At 61.8% G+C, this 17,826-nt stretch carries 19 protein-coding genes; 7 read left to right on the forward strand and 12 right to left on the reverse strand.

Annotated features, from left to right (window positions below):
* The first annotated feature begins 15 nt into the window (after window positions 1-15).
* Window positions 16-300 (forward strand): DUF1499 domain-containing protein, encoded by a 285-nt coding sequence (locus BLS57_RS09065; protein WP_167356395.1) that lies wholly within the window; start codon window positions 16-18, stop codon window positions 298-300.
* Here BLS57_RS09065 and BLS57_RS09070 read toward each other — a convergent pair.
* Window positions 238-537 (reverse strand): hypothetical protein, encoded by a 300-nt coding sequence (locus BLS57_RS09070; protein ID WP_093741441.1) that lies wholly within the window; start codon window positions 535-537, stop codon window positions 238-240. The two genes, BLS57_RS09065 and BLS57_RS09070, sit on opposite strands and share 63 nt — an antisense overlap.
* Window positions 538-597: 60 nt before the next feature.
* Between BLS57_RS09070 and prfA the strand changes: the two genes are divergently transcribed.
* The 3 genes from prfA (at window position 598) to BLS57_RS09085 (ending at window position 3,295) form a co-directional block, all read left to right on the forward strand.
* Window positions 598-1,653, forward strand: coding sequence for a peptide chain release factor 1 (gene prfA, locus BLS57_RS09075; protein ID WP_093741443.1), 1,056 nt, complete (start codon window positions 598-600; stop codon window positions 1,651-1,653).
* Window positions 1,650-2,492, forward strand: a complete 843-nt coding sequence (prmC, locus tag BLS57_RS09080; RefSeq protein WP_093741445.1) for a peptide chain release factor N(5)-glutamine methyltransferase — start codon at window positions 1,650-1,652, stop codon at window positions 2,490-2,492. The genes prfA and prmC overlap by 4 nt, the downstream gene beginning before the upstream one ends.
* A gap of 209 nt (window positions 2,493-2,701) precedes the next feature.
* The gene (locus tag BLS57_RS09085) at window positions 2,702-3,295 is read left to right on the forward strand and encodes a DUF4167 domain-containing protein (protein ID WP_093741447.1); all 594 of its coding nucleotides are present in this window, start codon (window positions 2,702-2,704) and stop codon (window positions 3,293-3,295) included.
* A gap of 54 nt (window positions 3,296-3,349) precedes the next feature.
* Here BLS57_RS09085 and BLS57_RS09090 read toward each other — a convergent pair whose 3' ends face one another.
* The 7 genes from BLS57_RS09090 to lptF are packed head-to-tail and all read right to left on the reverse strand — an operon-like array spanning window position 3,350 to window position 11,328.
* Window positions 3,350-3,931, reverse strand: a complete 582-nt coding sequence (locus BLS57_RS09090) for a hypothetical protein (RefSeq protein ID WP_093741449.1) — start codon at window positions 3,929-3,931, stop codon at window positions 3,350-3,352.
* Between the two features lie 2 nt (window positions 3,932-3,933).
* The gene (gene rsmA, locus BLS57_RS09095; RefSeq protein ID WP_093741451.1) at window positions 3,934-4,776 is read right to left on the reverse strand and encodes a 16S rRNA (adenine(1518)-N(6)/adenine(1519)-N(6))-dimethyltransferase RsmA; all 843 of its coding nucleotides are present in this window, start codon (window positions 4,774-4,776) and stop codon (window positions 3,934-3,936) included.
* Window positions 4,773-5,747 (reverse strand): 4-hydroxythreonine-4-phosphate dehydrogenase PdxA, encoded by a 975-nt coding sequence (gene pdxA, locus BLS57_RS09100; protein ID WP_093741453.1) that lies wholly within the window; start codon window positions 5,745-5,747, stop codon window positions 4,773-4,775. Before pdxA ends, rsmA begins: the two co-directional genes overlap by 4 nt.
* A complete protein-coding gene (locus BLS57_RS09105; protein WP_093741455.1) occupies window positions 5,744-6,982 on the reverse strand; it encodes a peptidylprolyl isomerase in 1,239 nt (412 codons plus the stop codon). The genes pdxA and BLS57_RS09105 overlap by 4 nt, the downstream gene beginning before the upstream one ends.
* Complete coding sequence (locus BLS57_RS09110) at window positions 6,970-9,102, reverse strand: LPS-assembly protein LptD (RefSeq protein WP_208597547.1); 2,133 nt, start codon at window positions 9,100-9,102, stop codon at window positions 6,970-6,972. Before BLS57_RS09110 ends, BLS57_RS09105 begins: the two co-directional genes overlap by 13 nt.
* Before the next feature lies 1 nt (window position 9,103).
* Window positions 9,104-10,201, reverse strand: a complete 1,098-nt coding sequence (lptG, locus tag BLS57_RS09115) for an LPS export ABC transporter permease LptG (RefSeq protein WP_093741459.1) — start codon at window positions 10,199-10,201, stop codon at window positions 9,104-9,106.
* The gene (gene lptF / locus BLS57_RS09120; protein ID WP_093741462.1) at window positions 10,198-11,328 is read right to left on the reverse strand and encodes an LPS export ABC transporter permease LptF; all 1,131 of its coding nucleotides are present in this window, start codon (window positions 11,326-11,328) and stop codon (window positions 10,198-10,200) included. The genes lptG and lptF overlap by 4 nt, the downstream gene beginning before the upstream one ends.
* A 130-nt stretch (window positions 11,329-11,458) precedes the next feature.
* Between lptF and BLS57_RS09125 the strand changes: the two genes are divergently transcribed.
* Together BLS57_RS09125 and BLS57_RS09130 are read left to right on the forward strand one after the other, a co-directional pair.
* Window positions 11,459-12,931: a leucyl aminopeptidase gene (locus BLS57_RS09125; protein WP_093741465.1), complete on the forward strand. Its 1,473-nt coding sequence runs from the start codon at window positions 11,459-11,461 to the stop codon at window positions 12,929-12,931.
* Between the two features lie 7 nt (window positions 12,932-12,938).
* Window positions 12,939-13,397, forward strand: a complete 459-nt coding sequence (locus BLS57_RS09130) for a DNA polymerase III subunit chi (protein WP_093741468.1) — start codon at window positions 12,939-12,941, stop codon at window positions 13,395-13,397.
* 55 nt (window positions 13,398-13,452) lie between these two features.
* Here the strand turns inward: BLS57_RS09130 and BLS57_RS09135 are convergent, their stop codons facing one another.
* The 4 genes from BLS57_RS09135 to BLS57_RS09150 form a co-directional block, all read right to left on the reverse strand.
* Complete coding sequence (locus BLS57_RS09135) at window positions 13,453-13,902, reverse strand: hypothetical protein (RefSeq protein WP_093741470.1); 450 nt, start codon at window positions 13,900-13,902, stop codon at window positions 13,453-13,455.
* Between the two features lie 150 nt (window positions 13,903-14,052).
* On the reverse strand, window positions 14,053-14,634 hold the full coding sequence (locus tag BLS57_RS09140) for a retropepsin-like aspartic protease family protein (protein ID WP_093741471.1): 582 nt from the start codon (window positions 14,632-14,634) through the stop codon (window positions 14,053-14,055).
* A gap of 44 nt (window positions 14,635-14,678) precedes the next feature.
* Window positions 14,679-15,317, reverse strand: a complete 639-nt coding sequence (locus tag BLS57_RS09145; protein ID WP_093741473.1) for a MarC family protein — start codon at window positions 15,315-15,317, stop codon at window positions 14,679-14,681.
* A gap of 111 nt (window positions 15,318-15,428) precedes the next feature.
* Window positions 15,429-17,294, reverse strand: coding sequence for an ABC-F family ATP-binding cassette domain-containing protein (locus BLS57_RS09150; RefSeq protein WP_093741475.1), 1,866 nt, complete (start codon window positions 17,292-17,294; stop codon window positions 15,429-15,431).
* Window positions 17,295-17,400: 106 nt separating this feature from the next.
* On the opposite strand from BLS57_RS09150, the gene ndk reads away from it, so the two are divergent.
* Window positions 17,401-17,823, forward strand: a complete 423-nt coding sequence (ndk, locus tag BLS57_RS09155; protein ID WP_093741477.1) for a nucleoside-diphosphate kinase — start codon at window positions 17,401-17,403, stop codon at window positions 17,821-17,823.
* Window positions 17,824-17,826: the final 3 nt, after the last annotated feature.

Here is a 17,826-nt window from a genome sequence, read left to right on the forward strand (position 1 = left end):
CGCGGTGCGAATTCTTTGATCTGGCGCGCGCCTTATGAAGAGGGTCTGCTGAAGAGCTTGGACGAGGTCATTCGGAAAACACCGCGCACAGATGTAGTCGCCGGCTCTCTCGCAGACGGCCAGATCACCTATGTGACCCGCTCAGCACTCATGGGCTACCCGGATTTCACCACCATCGGCATCTATGGCGACGATCCGCGCTATGCCGAAATCTACGCCCGTTCGCGTTTCGGCAAGTCAGATCTGGGGGTCAACGCCAAGCGGGTCGAAGGATGGCTCACTGAGATCAAGACGCGATGACAGGCATCCTTTCTGAACCTCGCGCCACATCGGCACGTTCAGCGACATCTGACATTGAGCCATGAACATGCGCCCATCCACCTGCAAACAGATCGTTTCGCCCAATTCCACACGGTCGCCCCGGCGGTCTGTGCAATAGCAGTCAATCGTCTTACCGCCCGGCGCTTTGACGTCGGCGCGGGCAGGGGCGAGGCCCGTCAGGACCAGCAGACAAGAGAGCAGCATCACCTGTGTCATGCCCCATCATAGCACATGCGCCCTCTTGACCAAAGGCTTGGCATAGGCGACAGGAAGCCCATGATCCCAATGCCTCGCCTCGCGCAAATCACGCAACGCTTCCAGTTTCTGGAGGCCAGCATGTCTGCGGGCTCCGACGGGGCTGATTTTGCCAAACTTGCCAAAGAATACAGCGATCTGAAGCCGGTGGTGGATCAGATTGAATTGTATCAGCAGTTGCAGCGCGATTTAGAAGAAGCCGAGGCAATGCTCGAAGATCCAGAAATGGCCGAGCTTGCGCGGGAGGAGTTGCCCCGTCTGCGCGCGCGACTGCCTGAAGTCGAAGCCGCTTTGCAACTTTCGCTGCTGCCCCGCGACGCGGCGGATGCCAAACCCGCGATGCTTGAGATTCGCCCCGGTACCGGCGGGGACGAAGCCGCGCTCTTTGCCGCTGATTTGCTGCGCATGTACCAGCGCTATGCCGAAGCGCGGGGCTGGGGCTTTGATCTGATCGAAGAGCAGATGACCGAGCTTGGCGGCGTCAAGGAAGTGGTGGCGCATATCACCGGGCAGAACGTCTTTGCCCGTCTGAAGTTTGAAAGCGGCGTGCACCGCGTGCAGCGCGTGCCCAGCACCGAGAGCGGCGGGCGTATTCATACCTCAGCAGCCACCGTGGCCGTGTTGCCAGAGGCCGAGGACGTGGATATCGACATCAACCCCAACGATCTGCGGATTGATACGATGCGCTCCTCTGGCGCGGGCGGCCAGCACGTGAACACCACCGATTCTGCCGTGCGTATCACGCACCTGCCGACCGGGATCGTGGTGACCTCGTCCGAGAAATCCCAGCACCGCAACCGCGACAAGGCGATGCAGGTTCTCAAAGCCCGCCTCTATGACATGGAGCGCAGCCGGATGGACAGCGAACGCTCTGCCGACCGCGCAGCGCAGGTGGGGTCTGGCGACCGTTCCGAGCGTATCCGGACCTATAATTTCCCCCAAGGGCGAATGACCGACCACCGGATCAACTTGACGCTCTATCGGCTTGAAGCCGTGATGCAGGGCGATCTGGATGAAATCGTGGACGCGCTCACCGCAGACGCGCAAGCCCGGCAATTGGCGGAGATGGAAGGATGAGCCCGCAGACCGCTGCCCAGGCGATGGCCGCTGCCGCTGGACGCTTGCGTGCCGCTGGCGTGCCAGACCCCGCGCGGGATGCGCGCCTGCTCTTGGCCCATGCCGCCGCTGTCGACGCCGCCCGCGTGACATTGATTGCGCCCGAAGAGATCGCCCCCGAAGTCGCCGAGCGCTTTGAGCACCTCGTTTCCCTGCGGGCCGTGCGGGTGCCTGTGTCTCAGCTTGTCGGACGTCGGGCCTTTTACGGGCGCGATTTTGCGATTTCGCGTGATGTGCTGGACCCGCGGCCTGAGACGGAAACCTTGATCGATCTGGCTTTGGGCGCCCGTTTTAAACGGGTGCTCGATCTTGGCACCGGGTCGGGCTGTATTCTGGTGACGCTCCTGGCCGAACGGGAAGAGGCCACGGGCCTTGGCGTTGATCTGTCCGAGGCGGCCTGCCTGCAAGCCAGCGCCAATGCCGTGCAACACGGGGTCGCGGCCCGGACGGATATTTGGCAGTCGGATTGGTTCAGCGCGGTTACAGACCGGTTTGACCTTATCGTCAGCAACCCGCCGTATCTCGCCGCCGAAGAAATGGACGCCGTCGCCCCCGAACTTCGCCAGCATGAGCCGGAAATGGCGCTGACGGACGGGCAGGACGGGCTGAGCGTTTACCGCATCATCGCAGAGCAGGCGCAGGGGTATCTGACGCCCAAGGGCCGCGTGCTGGTGGAAATCGGCTGGCAACAAGGTGCTGCTGTGCAAGAGATATTCACCCGCGCAGGCTGGGGGCAGGTCACTTTGGCCGAGGATCTCGATGGCCGCCCGCGGGTGGTTTGCGCCGGAAAACCGGCATGAATACGCGGAAAACCACAGCTTAAACCCGGTAATTTGCAGTTTCTTCTTGCCGTAGCGCGGCTGGCATGGTTAGTCAGAGATGTTGCAGCGGTGGATGCCTTTGGGCGGTCCCGCGCGGCATTATGCCCAACATATCGCTTAGGCCGGGACGATGACGTGCTTTGCACCCCCGGTAAACGACACACAGCACACAAGGCTGACATCATTCCATGAATTCTCCCAGATCACGCTCCCGGTCCAAGAACAATCGCAAACGCTCTTCCCATGGTGGCGGCGGCGGCAACGTCGTGAACCGCGTGTTCGACAGTTCCGGCCCCGAGGGTAAGGTGCGCGGCACCCCGCAGCAGGTTATCGAGAAATACAACCAGTTGGCCCGTGACGCACAGTTGAGCAACGACCGTGTCGCGGCAGAGAACTTTCAGCAGCACGCCGAGCATTACCTGCGCTTGCTAAGCGAAGCGCAGCGGGAAGTTGACCAGCGCCGCGAAGAGCAGGAGCGCCAGAACCGTGAACGCCAAGCCGAGCGTGACCGAGAGCGCGCCGAGCGGCAGGAGCGCGAAGGCAATCAGGGTGGCCAACAGCAGGGTGATCAGCCCGAGCAAAACAACGCCCCCGAACAGGCCCAACAGCCGCAGGGCGATGCCCCGTCCAGCCAGGATGAGCAAAGCAACCTTGTTGAGACCCCGGAAAGCAAGCCCAAGCCCAAACGCGCCCCGCGCCGCAAGCCCAAGCCGAAACCGGCAGAGGCGCAACAGCCGGATGACAACGGCAGCAACGGCGACCCGGCCAAGGCCGCAGAATAAAAGAAAGCCCCGCAAATCGCGGGGCTTTTTCTTTGGGCGGGGTGATTTCAGGGCTTAGCTGTCGTCCATGCCTGCCTGAACATAGCGGATCCGCCCGTTCCGGCGAAGTACCTCTTCCCGCGGCTCCCACGTATAGCGCGGATCGCTGAGCACCGGCGACCAGAACAGCACGCCGCCCTTGCGCCACGGATCAAGCACAAGGCCTGCTTCCATTGGCGCGCCAGCGGCCGAGATGATCGCCGTCGAATGGTCAATCAGCAGCCGCGTATCCCCATTGGCGATGGCGCGGTGCAGATCGAGCGTGGCGAAACCTTCAGCCTTCAGCCGTTTCTCCAGATCTTCCGCCCAATGCCAGCAGAGCCCACGCGGTTTGCGGCCGCTGTTGACCTTGGCGTTGTGAATGAGCGGTGGATCGGTGATCTGATAGGCGAGGGCGAGTTCATGGGTGTAGCGGTAGGCAATGCGCGCCGCCCGCGCGGCCTCTTCGCGGTCAACGGCGGGCGACAGCTCTTTGATGGCGCGTGCCAAGGCCGCGATCTCCGCTTCGGTCCCCGGCGGGGGCGGTCCGTTCCTCGGCAGGGCACAGGCGGTGAGGCCCAAGAGCAGGGCAAAGAGCAGCAGGAAACGGTGGAACATGGTCACCCTTTGGCGATTTCGCGGGCCAAGGCGCAGAACCCTTCGAGCGGGATCTGCTCAGCGCGGTCAGTGGGGCTGAGCCCCGCCGCATTTAGGCGGTCTTCAATATCGGGGGCAGCCCCTTTGAGCGCCGAGCGGAGCATCTTGCGGCGTTGGTTAAAGGCCATCGCGACTACACGGCTCAGCACTTCCGGGTCGGCGGGAAAGCGCGGTTCGGGCAGGGCGGTGAGATGCACGACGCTTGACGAGACTTTGGGCGGCGGGGTGAAGGCACCCGGCGGCAGTTGCAGCACGATGCGCGCGTCGCTGCGCCACTGTGCCAAAACCGCAAGCCGTCCGTAGGCTTTGGAGCCGGGGGTGGCGACAATCCGTTCTGCGACTTCGCGCTGAAACATCAGCGTAAGGCTTTGCCAGAACGGCGGCCACTCTGGCGGGGTCAGCCAGCGCACCAGCAGTTCGGTGCCGACATTATAGGGCAGGTTCGCCGCCACACGGATCGGCGGGGTCAAATGGGCCAGCGGGTCGATCTTGAGCGCATCGCCTTCAATCACCGTCAAACGTCCGGGGTAGTGATCGGCAATCTCGGCCAGTGCGGGCAGGCAGCGGCGGTCTTTTTCGATGGCGAGCACATGGCGTGCACCTTCGGAAAGCAGCCCGCGGGTCAGGCCACCGGGGCCGGGGCCGATCTCGAGCACATCACAATCGGCCATATCGCCCGCCTGTCGGGCAATCTTGGCCGTGAGGTTCAGGTCGAGCAGGAAGTTCTGGCCCAGCGATTTGCGCGCGGCAAGTTCATGCGTTTGGATGACTTCGCGCAGGGGCGGTAGATTGTCGATCGCGCTCATGTGCTGCTCCCCATACGCCATGCGAGTTTGATCGCTTCAATCATGCTCGTCGGATTGGCGCGGCCTTGGCCTGCGATGTCAAAGGCGGTGCCGTGGTCGGGCGAGGTGCGCACGAAAGGCAGGCCCAATGTCACGTTTACGCCGCGGTCGAAATCCAGCGTCTTGATCGGGATCAGCGCTTGGTCGTGGTACATGGCGATGGCGGCGTCGTAGCTTTGCCGTGCTGCGGCGTGGAACATCGTATCGGCGGGCAGGGGACCGGCAAGGGCATAGCCTTCGCCCTGCATCTCGAGGATCAGCGGCGCGATCCAGTCGATCTCCTGCCGTCCCATGCTGCCGCCTTCGCCCGCGTGTGGGTTCAACCCTGCGACGGCGATCCGAGGCCGGGCAATGCCGAAGCGATCTCGCAGGCTTTCTGCCGTAATCTCAATGGTGCGCCGGAGGCCCGTCGGTGTCAGCATCTGAGGCACTTGGTCGAGGGCGATGTGAATGGTCGCTGGCACCACGCGCAGCTGCTCAGACGCCAGCATCATCACGACATCATCAACGCCCGCAAGGGCCGCGAGGTATTCCGTGTGGCCGGGGTAGGCAAAGCCCGCGCCATCTTGCAGTGCTTTTTTGTGGATCGGCGCGGTGCAAACCGCTGAGGCGGCCCCTTGCTGCACCAGATCAACGGCGCGGGCGATTACGTCGATCACCCCCTGCGCATGGCCGGGTTGGGCCACACCAGGCAGGGCGGCGCTGCCGAAGTCATGGGGCAAAACCGGCAGCGCATCCGCGCTCGGCATACTGGCCGCTTCGGGCGTGTCAATCACGCGGTGCGGGACGTCCTCGGGCAGATGGCGCGGGTCACCGATCCAGAACATCGGGATGTCAGAGGCCAGCGCCGCCCAAGCGCGGGCAGCGATTTCGGGGCCGATCCCTGCAGGCTCACCGCAGGTAATGGCCACCGGCCGGGCAGCCGTGCTCATTGGCGGGAGATGCGGGCGTCGGCGCGGGCTTGGTCGACCAGCAGTTGCGCATAGCCCTGCAGCTTGCGCTGGCGGATCGAGCTGATCACCGCTTCGCGGCTGGTGTCGGCATTCTCGACCGTTGTCCGCTTGCAAAGCATCAGGAAAACGAGCGTTTGCCCATTCGCGCGGGTCAGGGCCGTCGATACCTCACCGGGGTCAAGTTTGGCCAGTTCGATCGCAACATCCTGCGGGATTTCGCCGGGCGCTTTGGCCCCACGGTCCAGCACGTGCTCGGGCTGGCCTTTGGCCGTGGCATAAAGGTCGTCACATTGATCCACCTCACCGCGCAGCTTGGCCGCGCGCGACAACGCGGCTTCGGAACGCCCACCGGGGATGTAGTAGGCGGCATAATCGATCTCTGAATACTCGACCGCTGGCTTGGCGGTCTCTTCGATGCCGCGCAGTTGGAACAGTGCCACAGCGTTGGGGATGGGCAGTGGGGCCGTCACCTCGCCGGGCGCGAGACCAAGCAGGATCGAATGCAGAGCCGGCGGAAGCTTTTCAAGGTCGGTCCACGGCATCTGGCCGCCCCGACCGCGCGATGCGGTGGCGGAATACTGGCGCGCGTAGGCGGAGAACTCAGCCTCTGTCTGGCTCTGCGCAATTCGTTCGGCCAATGCGTTTACCTGATCGGCGTTCTGCGGCGGTGCGGGAATGATGATCTCGGACAAGAGCACGCGGATGCCGGTGCTCCCCCGGCTGCTGCCAAGCGCGCGGTCGACTTCGGCGTCGGTGATATTCACCCGGCTGTTGTAGCGGGCGCGGATCAGGTCTCGCCAGCCGGAGCTGATAACGATGAAATCGCGAAAGGTCTCTTCCGACACCTGCGCCTGTGCCAGTGCTTTGAGGAATTCCTCGGTCGACAGGTCTGCACGTCCGGCAAACTCTGCCATTCCCGCGCGGATCGCATCCGGCGAGGCTTGGAAACCGGCTTGCTTGAGGATTTGCCCGCGCAGGCGGTCCTCAATCAGACTGTCGAGCACGCTGTCGCGATCTGTCCCCGGCGCACCAAGGATCTGCATAAACCGCTGACGTTGCTGAACTTCGTATTCCGTAATGACCGCATCATCGACCCGCGCGGCGGGGGCAAAGAGGTTCTGCGCCGCCACGGGCTGGCCGATCATCAAAGCCAAGGCAAGGCCCGCGGCCCCCCGCATCACAGCACGGAATTTCTGTTTCGTTACTTCCCACATGAGCGCACGTATCTTTCTGTTCCGGTGTTGGCGGCAAAGCCTCTCAGGCCGATGTTAAATCCGAAATCGGTCGAGGGCTCAACACTTGTTGAGGAGGAATAGCGCCGGCTGACCGAAACGTCGACCTGTACGCATTCGTTGTTGTAGCTCAGGCCCAAACCCGCCGTCGCGGCGCGTTCGTCGGCCACGTCAAAGCGCCAATCGGCGGTGGCCTGCCACTGGCTGTTGATGGCATAGCTGCCGTCGAATGTGATCTCGGACACGTTGTCGGCGCGGTCTTCGGCCGGGTCTGCATTCAGCCAGACATAGCTGCCAGCGATCTGACCGCGCTTGAAATCCCAAACGCCGCGCAGCTCCGCTTTGGCGACGTTGAAGTCGTCATCGATCAATCCGCGCCCGATGAGCGCAAGCCCGTTATCGTTGCGCAACTGCCCGGCGATCAAGAAATCCGACCGCGTTCCCTGCAAGCCCGAGCTAAGGGAGAAATCGGGGTCTTCTTCTTGGCGGATGATTTGGCCCAGTGACAGATTGGCGTCCCAACCATTCGGATCAATACGCGCCCAGTTGACGCCAAGAGCGGCCACAGTTCCACGTTCCCGGCGATCCGGGCGCGGAAAACGGCTGAGCGCGAGGAGGTTGCCTTCGTCGTATTCGACCAAAGTGCTTTCTTCGTTGGGAATGTCCAGGCGATTGCCTCCGGTCCAACCCAATTGGACGATCGGCTCAAACTGCTGAACCGCGCCATCGGCTTCCCGCCTCTGCAGGGGATAGCGCAGTGCGACTGATACCTTTGGTACGGCATCGCCATGGCGCGGGGTGTAGCCGTCATCTTGGGCGATGTTAAATGCGCTGAAACTCGTACCCGCTTGGACATCGCTAACCAAACCATTGGCAAAGGTCAGCCTGCGCATCCAGTCGATATCGCCGTTCAGACGCGACACGTCCCGACCGAGGCCTCCGGCGCTTGTGTCCGAGGCACGGCGATGGCTATGAGCTTCTAGCGAAAGCCGGATCTCGCCTCCGATACGGGTGGGGAAATACCGTTTTTGATACTCGCCATCGAGCACAAGTGTCGGCAGGAAATCGTTAACCTCGCCATCGCGCAGAGATTGGTAGTTAAGCAGGCTGGCGCGGGTGTATTCGTCTCGCCGCGCTCGGCTGACGGTCAATTCGCTCGTCAGACGGTCTTCGTCAGAATAGCCGTAGTCGCTGAGGTAAGAGCGGTCGCTCGTCGTCTCAATGTCGAAATACAGTTTGTAATCGCGCCTGAGGTCGAAGTTGCCGGTACCAAAGAGATAACCGCGGCTCTCGCCCGGATCCAGATCATCGCGGGTGAAGGCACCGTCGAACTCAATGCGCCCCGTGGTAAAGGCCTGACGGTAGCGGAATTCTAACGTGCGCGTCTTGCTGGATAGATAGGGGGTGAGGGTGAGATCGCGGTGATCACCGATCTTGATGAAATAGGGCAGTTTTAGCCCTACGCTCAACTGCGAGGTGGAACGGAAGGTGGGCGCCAAAAACCCTGTTGCGCGGTCAACTGTCGGGTCCGGCAGACGCAGACGCGGAAGGTAAAAGACCGGCACGTTCTTGATGTAGAACTGTGCCTCGTCAAAATAGAGCTGTTGCTCAAGCTGGTCATGCACCACACGTTTTGCGCGGATCTGCCAAAGCGGCGCTTCGCCGTCTTCACAGACTTTGCAGGAGGTGACAGCGGCTTTGTAAAGTTGGCTATAGCGCCCTTCGACCCGGTTGAGTTGCACAGCGGCCAGTTGCAATTGCTGTTCAAGGATCATCCGCGCGCCGCGCAGGAGCCCTGACTGCAATTCGGCGTCCAACATTGCCGCGTCGGCAAGAATGGTCGTGTTTTCCCCTTCGGACAGGACGATGGGGCCTTCGATATTAAGCGAACCGCTGGACTGGTCATAGCGAATGGCTGTGGCGCGCAGGCGGGTCTCGCCTTGGAAGGCTTCGACATTGCCCTGTGCGACCAAGACATTGTTGCGCGTGATAAAGACCTGATCTGCCACCAGAACGGCGGGTCGGTCCTCCGTGGGCGCGGTTTGGGCAGCCAGCGGGATCGGAGCTAGGGCGAGGGCAAAGCCAAAGAGGGCGGCGCGCATATCAGCCGTCCTCCGCATGTAGCAAAAGGCCGAGCGCTAGGAAGATCGCGGCGATTGGCGGGGCCCAGGCGGCGAGGACCACCGGGATTTGTCCGTTTTCCCCAAGGATCTGAGCGAAACTGCGAATGAAATACAAACCGAACCCCAGCAAAATCGACGCCAGGACCGCAACACCGGTCCCCCCAAAACGGGTATGGCGCATGGTGAATGCGCTCGCAACCAGAACCATCGCTACAAGAAATAGGGGACGGGCCAATTCGGCCTGCAGCCAAACCTTATGCTGACGACTGCTGAAACCAGCCTGTTCAAGCTGGCGAATGAAGTCTGGCAGCGCGTAGATCGACACGGCTCCGGCGCTGCCGATGCTCTCGCGGATCTGCTCAACTGTTAGTGAGGAAGGAAGGACGAGGCTCTCGTGCTCTTCAGACGCCCCTTCAGCGTTCACTCCGCTGATCAAGGGCCAAACCTTGGCCCCGCGCAGGCGCCATTCGCCGTCAACCAACCGTGCATTTTCGGCCTCGATCCGCCGCGTTGGACCCGCGTCTGGTTCATAGGTGATGATCGTGACGTTGTAGAGCACCGAGGCATCGCTGTTGGTGCGCCATGCCCGGATCACGGATTGCCCATCCGCATCGCCTTGCCGCAACCACAGACCTTCATCGCTGACCGATAACGCAGAGCGTCCATTCGACTGGTAACTTTGCGTCAACTGCTCGACTCGTTCGCTCGTCGCCGCGACAATCGGGTTCAGCATCGCCACGGCCAGCACACCGATAATCAGCGCAACTCCAACGGGCGCCAGCAACGCGCGCAAGGCCGAACGCCCCGCGGCACGGGTCACCACCAGTTCGGACGACCGGGCGAGGCCGAGAAACAGCGCCACGGTGGCGAGGATCATGATGAGCGGCAGGATTAGGTTCAGGCTCTGTGGGAGGTTCAGCAGCGTCATGCCAAAGATCTGGCCCCAGCTCACATCGTCATTGGCAAAGCGCCGCGCTTGATCGACCCCGTCGACCAATATGACAAGTGCCGCAAGCACCGCAGTGATCACCAGAAAGCTGATCATAAAGCGGCGGGCAAAGTAGAAGTGCAAAATCATACCGCGGCCCCCCGATTGCGCAGACGGCGTGACCAGCGCGGATGCGCGGCTTGCCAGAGCATGGTGATGGCCAGCACGGCGCCGATCAGAGACGGCAGGTAGACCAAGGGCCAAAGCGCCGCAGTTTCCCGCACCTGCGCGACCAGCGTGCCCCGTGTCCCGTCAATGGCGATCAGAAGAGCAAAGGCGATGACCGCCTCGCGCCAAACGCCAAACCGGGAAAAACCGCCGAGGATCAGGGTCGCAAAGCCGATCATCGCAGCGACAATGCAGAACAGCGGCTGTGCGAAACGCCCGTGCAATTCCTCAGCGACATCGCCTTCGCTCGCGCCCGTCCGCTCGGCAATTGCCTTCCAATTATAGAGCAGCGCCGGAGTGATCATCGCGGCAGCGGATTGGTTGATATCATCAGAACTGCCCACCAGCGGTGTGATGTCGAAGGAGAAATCGCTGAACTTGGCCGTGGCCAGACGTTTGTTCACCATATTGAGCCGCTGGGCCATGCCATCGACCATGATTAACGTCGTGGCCTCACCATTGCGCGTAAGATAGGCTTCCGCGGCGGTGTAGATGATGCCCTCTGCCTGATCCCGTCGGTCCGACAGGAACACGTCCCGCAGAACTCCGTCTGTGTCGATCGCGCGGGTATAGAAGGTCACATCGTCTGTGGGATGCAAAAAGGTGCCTTCGGTCAGCAACCGCGCGGTCAGGTTCTGCGACACCTCAACCTCGCGTTCTTTCAATTGAGCCTGCGCCATAGGAACGAGGAAATGGCTAAGCACCGTCATCATCAACGCCACACAAAGCCCAAAGATAAAAACCGGACGGGCCAAGCGCCAAGGGCCGGAGCCCGCAGCCTGCAATACTGTCAATTCAGATTCGGCCGACATGCGATTGGTTACATAGACCGAGGCAGCAAAGGTCGCGATTGGCAGGACGGTGACAATGAGCTTGGGCAGGCCGAGCGCGGTGAACTCAAGAAACACCAGCGCAGACTGGCCATCTCCGATCAGCCGGTCAAACAAGACCACCGCACGGTTAATCCAGAACAGCGCGACCAGTACGAGGGAGAAGAACCCGAACATCACCAGAAGTTGCGACAGCATGTAGCGGTCAATTCGTGCCACTGCGATCCCCCAAGATGCTCTGACGGCGTTTGCCCTGACGTTAAAGCAATTCTGAGGGCGGGAAAACTGCTATCTGGTCATGCGGTCTCAAGCAGGCTAGGTCTGGGCCAAACCAAATAAGAGGCACGCAATGACAGACCTGACCCCCATCACCTTTGCCGAAACAGACATCGACCGGATCGCGGGCCACGCGGGGCGGCTTGCGGTGTTTCTTGAGCCTTCTGGCCGGCTGGACGCGGGGGCGCGGCGGGTCAACAAACTGACTAAAGGTGCTTTGGCCCGGCTGATCGAAGGCAAGCGTTTTGCCGATCTGAAACCGGGCGAAGCGCTCAGCCTCACGTATCCGTCTGGCATGGCTGCTGACGCCGTTGACGTGGTGCATTTGCCACGGCAGGCAGATGTGCAGGAGGCGCGCAAGGCCGGTGCGGCCTTGGCGAAACTGCGGGGCGATAGCGATGTGCTGATGCTGGCTGCAGGCACGCGCCGCGTAGCGGAAGTGGCGTTTGGTCTGGCGATGCGTGACTACGCTTTCCAAGATCAGAAATCCGCCCCGAAGCCGCGCAAAGGCAGCGTCGAGGTCATGTGCTCCAAACCCGAGGATGCGACTGCAGCCGCCGCCCCCTTGCTGGCCGTGGCCGAGGGTGCCTTTATGACGCGCGATCTGACCAATTCCCCGGCCAACGTGCTGACCACCACCAGCTTTGCCGAGCAACTGGTCGAGATGGAAAGCCTCGGCCTCAAGGTTGAAGTGCTGGACGAAGAAGAGCTTGCAAGCCTCGGCATGCGCACGCTTTTGTCCGTCGGTCAGGGGTCCGACAGCCCATCGAAAGTCGTTGTTATGCGGTGGGAGGGCGGCGCGGAGGACGCGGCGCCTCTGGCGCTGGTTGGCAAGGGCGTTGTTTTCGACACCGGCGGCATCAGCCTCAAGCCCGGCGCTGGCATGGAAGACATGACCATGGACATGGGCGGCGCTGGCGTGGTCTCGGGCGTGATGCGCACGCTGGCGCGGCGCAAGGCCAAGGCGAATGTCGTGGGGCTTGTCGGCATTGTTGAGAACATGCCTTCGGGCAATGCGATCCGCCCGGGCGACGTGATTAAATCCATGAAGGGCGACACAGTTGAGGTGATCAACACCGACGCCGAAGGCCGTTTGGTGCTCTGCGACGTGATGTGGTACGCGCAGGAACGGTTCAAACCGGAGGCGATGATCGATCTCGCGACCCTCACCGGCGCGATCATCATCGGGCTGGGTCATGAAAACGCAGGGGTCTTTTCGAACAGCGACAAGCTTTGCGACGCCTTCCTGAAGGCCGCCAAGGCCGAGGGCGAAGGCGCTTGGCGGATGCCGCTGGGGCAGGGCTATGACGATCAGTTGAAGAGCCGCATTGCCGACATGAAGAACATTGGCGGGCGGCCTGCTGGATCGATCACCGCGGCGCAATTCCTGAAGCGTTTTGTCAAAGAAGACACTGCGTGGATCCACCTCGACATCGCCGGGGTCGCTTCGATGAAATCCGAAACCACCCTCGCACCCGCAGGGGCCACGGGCTGGGGCGTTGCGGCGCTGAACCGGCTGGTCGCGGATCAGTTCGAGAAGGACTGAACCGGACATGGGGGCGGCCTATTTCTATCATCTGACCCAGCGACCTCTGGTCGAAACGCTGTCGATGCTGCTGGAAAAGTCGCTCGCCAACGGCTGGCGCGTGGCGCTGCGGGGGACCGACCGTGAAGGTCTCGCGGCACTGGATCAGGCGCTCTGGACCTTCTCCGAAGACAGTTTCCTACCTCACGGTCTGGTCGGCGGGCCGCAGGATGCGCACCAACCGGTGCTGCTGACCCTGGAAGATAGCGCGCCGAACAAGCCCGACTGCATAATGGCCGTTCACGGTGCAGAGGTCTCGGCCAGTGAAGTCGCGGAGATGGAGAGGGTCTGTGTGCTCTTTGATGGCCATGACCCGGCGGCGCTGGATCAAGCGCGAGGCCAGTGGAAGCGGCTAAAGGCTCAAGGTGCTTCGGCGCAATATTGGTCCGAGGAAAGTGGCCGCTGGGAAATGAAGGCGCAGACCTAGTTTCTCAGCGAACAGGCAGGAAGCAAGGGCTGAGGGCCCCCGCTTCCCGCTTGGGTCAGGCGGCTTTGTCGAGCGAAGCGGCCTCGCTACGGGCCGGGGTTTGGCTATCAGCCTCGGCCATCGCCTCTTTCGGCTCTACCGGCGTAAGGTAGGATTTGGCAGCCTGCAGCGCGTTGTTGTTCACGGGCGAGATACCGTCGATCAGCGCGCGCGTGCGGATGCTGTCGACGTTGCGCTGTGCGGCGGCCCGAGCGAAAGCTTCGTTCTCAGCATCCGACAGTTTCGCTTCCTGTACGACAGGTTTCGCCAATTCGCCTTCTTGCACAGCTGCGACAGTTGTCGTGCTTTCGGAAGAGGCGCTCGGCTGGGCCGCACTGCCCGATCCGGTGGATGTGGTTTCAGACTGCGTCTGCTCCTCCTGCGCCGGCTCCGTTGGCTGGCTCTCAGGGGGCGGGGTTTGGTTCCGGCTCGGTTGGCTCGGGGTCAGAACATTGGTCAATAGCATTGATAAAACTCCTACATAAATGTGGGTACTGAGGAGCGGCTAGTGACGAAAAAAGGCGTGAATTAGGTCAAATACTGTCAAATGCGGCGTGAATTTGAGGCAAATGGCTTTATTTCGCCTAATCTTTTTGGATGTAACTTACTGTTGCCATCAGCGCGTCAATCGCAACTCGCCTTGGCTGATTTCGATGCGTCCCCAGCGTTGGAGATACCCCATACCGAGCAACGATTGAGACATGATTCCATCGTTCACCACGGCAGGCACATCGCGGTCCACCGCATCACCGACAACGACCTCGTCCAGCCGCACATAGGCCGTGCGGGTCTCGCCATTCGCCGTGCCCGCGCGACCGAGGTAATCGAGACCCTCAGGGTCGATCCCGATGCGCGCGGCGTCACTCTTGGTCAGCACGATGTCCGTCGCCCCGGTGTCCACGACAAAGCGGACCGGCGTGTCGTTAACCCGGGCCGTGAGGTAGTAATGCCCGTCGCGGCTGCGCGGTAGGATGATTTGGCCCTGTTCCGTGACACTGATCTGCTGACGCGCGGAATCGCGGCTGATGTCCTGCCACAGGCCCACGCCCGCAGCCGCGCCGGTAAAGATCAGCCCCCACACAGCGGCCTGTTGCAGCGTCTTGTTCATGGAGGGGCGGTTTTGCAAAAAGAACCACCCCGCCAGCATGGCCAGCAGGACGATGAGATAGATCAGATGTGCGGTGTCGATATTGGCCATACTGCCCCCTTGTAGGACAGATATAGGGAGCGTCAGGCGATTTGTCAGCCGGGCGTGGGGCCGGGCCCAAAGCCGAAGGCAGCAAGTCCGTCGAGCACGAACTGCACCGAAAGCGCCGCCAGCAGCATGCCCAGTAGGCGGGTCACGATGTTGATCCCAGTTTTGCCCATCGCTCGCTCGAGCGCGCTGCTGACCTGCATGGTCAGGGCCATGACGATCAGGGTCAGGGCGCTGATGACGATAATCGTGATCAAGCCTTCGCCACCGGGTTTCTCGCCCGTCAGCAGGATAACCGAGGCGATGGAGCCGGGGCCCGCGATCAGCGGAATGGCCATGGGGAAGACCGACGGATCGTCGTGGTCGTCTTCGTCCGCCCGGTCCTCGCGCCGTTTGGTGCGGCGGTCAAAGAGCATGTCGAGGGCGGTGATGAACAGCAAGATGCCCCCGGCGACGCGGAAGGCGGGCATGGAGATCCCGATAAAATTCAGCACCGCTTCGCCAAAGGCGGCAAACACCAGCAGAATAATCCCGGCTACGCCCACAGCACGCCACGCGATCAGGCGGCGCTGCGCTTTGCTCATGCCTCGGGTGAGGGCAAGGAAGACAGGCGCGATGGCGATGGGGTCGATCACCACGAACATCGTGACAAGGGCGGTGATCATATAGGCGGTGTCGAAGGTCATCTGCTGTCCTTTGCGGGGCTAAGCGCCGTCAGATTGCACAAGAGGGGCCGAACAAGCGACCCCTCTTTGGTAAATTTTGCCCGCATAGGGCGATTGGTCAGGGCAAGCTGCCTAGGCCGTGGCCTTTTCCAGCTTTTCCTGCGCGCCCATCCAAAGTATTTCAGCGCGGTCCAGCGCCTCCATCACTTCGGCGTATTTCTTGTTCCAGACCTCAAGCTCGCCGGTCTTGGTGTCTTCATAGAGGGCAGGGTCGGCCAGTTTCTTTGCCAGCTTGTCGCGCATCTCGTTGATCTTTTCCATCCGCGCCTCAGCCTTGCGGACTTCAGAGCGCAGGGCCAGCACCTCGTCGCGGCTGGCGCGTTTGGGCTTGGGGGCCTGCTTGGGCTGTTTCGACGGATTCTTGCTGACCGGCTTTTCTGGCGTCAGCAGCATTTTGCGGTAGGCCTCGAGATCGTCCTCGTAGGGCTTCACCGTGCCGTTCGACACCAGCCACAGCCGGTCGGCAACCAACGACAAAAGGTGCATGTCGTGGCTGACGAGGATCACCGCACCAGAATAGCGCGTCAGCGCCTCGACCAGTGCTTCGCGGCTTTCGATATCAAGGTGGTTGGTCGGCTCATCGAGGATCAGCAGATGCGGCGCGTGTAGCGTCGCCAAGAGCAGCGACAGACGCGCCTTTTGCCCGCCCGACAGCCGCCCGACCTCGGTCTCGGCCTGTTCAGGGCCAAGGCCAAAGCCCGCCAATTGGGCGCGCAGCTTGGACTGCATAACGCCCGGACGGGCCGCGATCATATGCTGCAGCGGCGTTTCTTCGACGATCAGTTCATCGACTTGGTGCTGGGCAAAGAAGCCCACCCGCAGCTTGCTGGAGTTGACCTGTTTGCCCGCCATCAGCGGCAGACGGTTTGACAGGAGCTTGGCCAAGGTCGATTTACCCTGACCGTTCTTGCCCAAAAGCGCGATGCGGTCGTCTTGGTCAATGCGCAGGTTCAGCCGCGTCAGCACCGGGTTGCCGTCGCTATAGCCCACGGAGCCGTTTTCGATATTAATGATCGGCGGCGACAGTTCCTCGGGCTCGGGGAAGGTGAAGACCTTGCGCGCGACATCCTCGGGCGCGGTGATCATGTCCATCTTCTCGATCATCTTCACACGCGACTGCGCCTGTTTGGCCTTGCTGGCCTTGGCCTTGAAGCGGTCAACAAAGGCCTGCATGTGATCGCGCCGGGCCTGCTGTTTCTTGGCCATGGCGGTTTGCAGCGCACGTTTCTCAGCGCGCTGGCGGGCGAATTGATCGTAGGGGCCTTGGTAAAAGGTCAGCTTGCGGTCTTCGAGGTGCAAGATGCCGCCCACGGCGCGGTTCAACAACCCGCGGTCGTGGCTGATGATCAGCACGGTGTGGGGGTATTTCGCCAGATAGTTTTCGAGCCAGAGCGCGCCTTCAAGGTCGAGGTAGTTGGTCGGCTCATCGAGCAGCAGCAGATCGGGCTGGGCAAAGAGCACCGCCGCCAGCGCCACACGCATCCGCCAACCGCCCGAGAAAGCCGAGCAGGGCATCAGTTGCTCTTCGTCGTCAAAGCCCAGACCCTTGAGGATCGACGCGGCGCGGCCCTCGGCGGACCATGCATCGATATCGGCCAGACGGGTCTGGATGTCAGCGATGCGGGTCGGGTCCTCGGCGGACTCGGACTCCTTCATAAGACGCGCGCGTTCGACGTCGGCTTCCAGCACCGTGTCGATAAGCGAGGTCTCGGACGAGGGCACCTCCTGCGCCACGCCGCCGATCTTGGCGCGCGAGGGCAGGGAGATGTCGCCGCCGTCGAGCGTCAGCTCGCCGCGGATGATCTTGAACAGCGTCGTCTTGCCCGCGCCATTGCGCCCGACGATGCCGACCTTGTGCCCCTCGGGGATCACAGCGGAGGCTTCCTCGAACAGGGGGCGGCCTTCGACGGAGTAGTTGATTTCTGAAATGCGTAACATGGACGCCGTTTGGCGCAAGCGGGGCGGAAGGTCAATCACGGCTTTTCATGGGTCAGACCCCATGCTAGGGAGCGCGCAAATCAACACCCGCTATGGAGTACAGCCAATGGCCCTCGAACGGACCTTCTCGATCATCAAGCCCGACGCAACCCGCCGCAACCTGACCGGTGCCATCGTCAAGAAATTCGAAGACGCCGGCCTGCGCGTCGTGGCGCAAAAGCGCATCCACCTGACCAAGGCCCAGGCGGGCGAATTCTACAAGGTGCACGCCGAGCGTCCCTTCTATGACGAACTGTGCGAGTTTATGGCCTCCGCGCCAATCGTTGCACAGGTTCTCGAAGGTGAAGACGCCATCGCGAAGAACCGCGAAGTCATGGGCGCGACCAATCCTGCGGACGCCGCCGAAGGCACCATCCGCGCCGAATTCGCTGAAAGCGTTGGCGAAAACTCCGTGCACGGTTCCGATGCGCCGGAAACAGCGGCTGTTGAGATCGCTTACTTCTTCTCCGGTCTTGAACTGGTCGGCTAGGCC

This window comes from Sulfitobacter delicatus (genome assembly GCF_900102535.1).
Lineage (GTDB): Bacteria > Pseudomonadota > Alphaproteobacteria > Rhodobacterales > Rhodobacteraceae > Sulfitobacter > Sulfitobacter delicatus.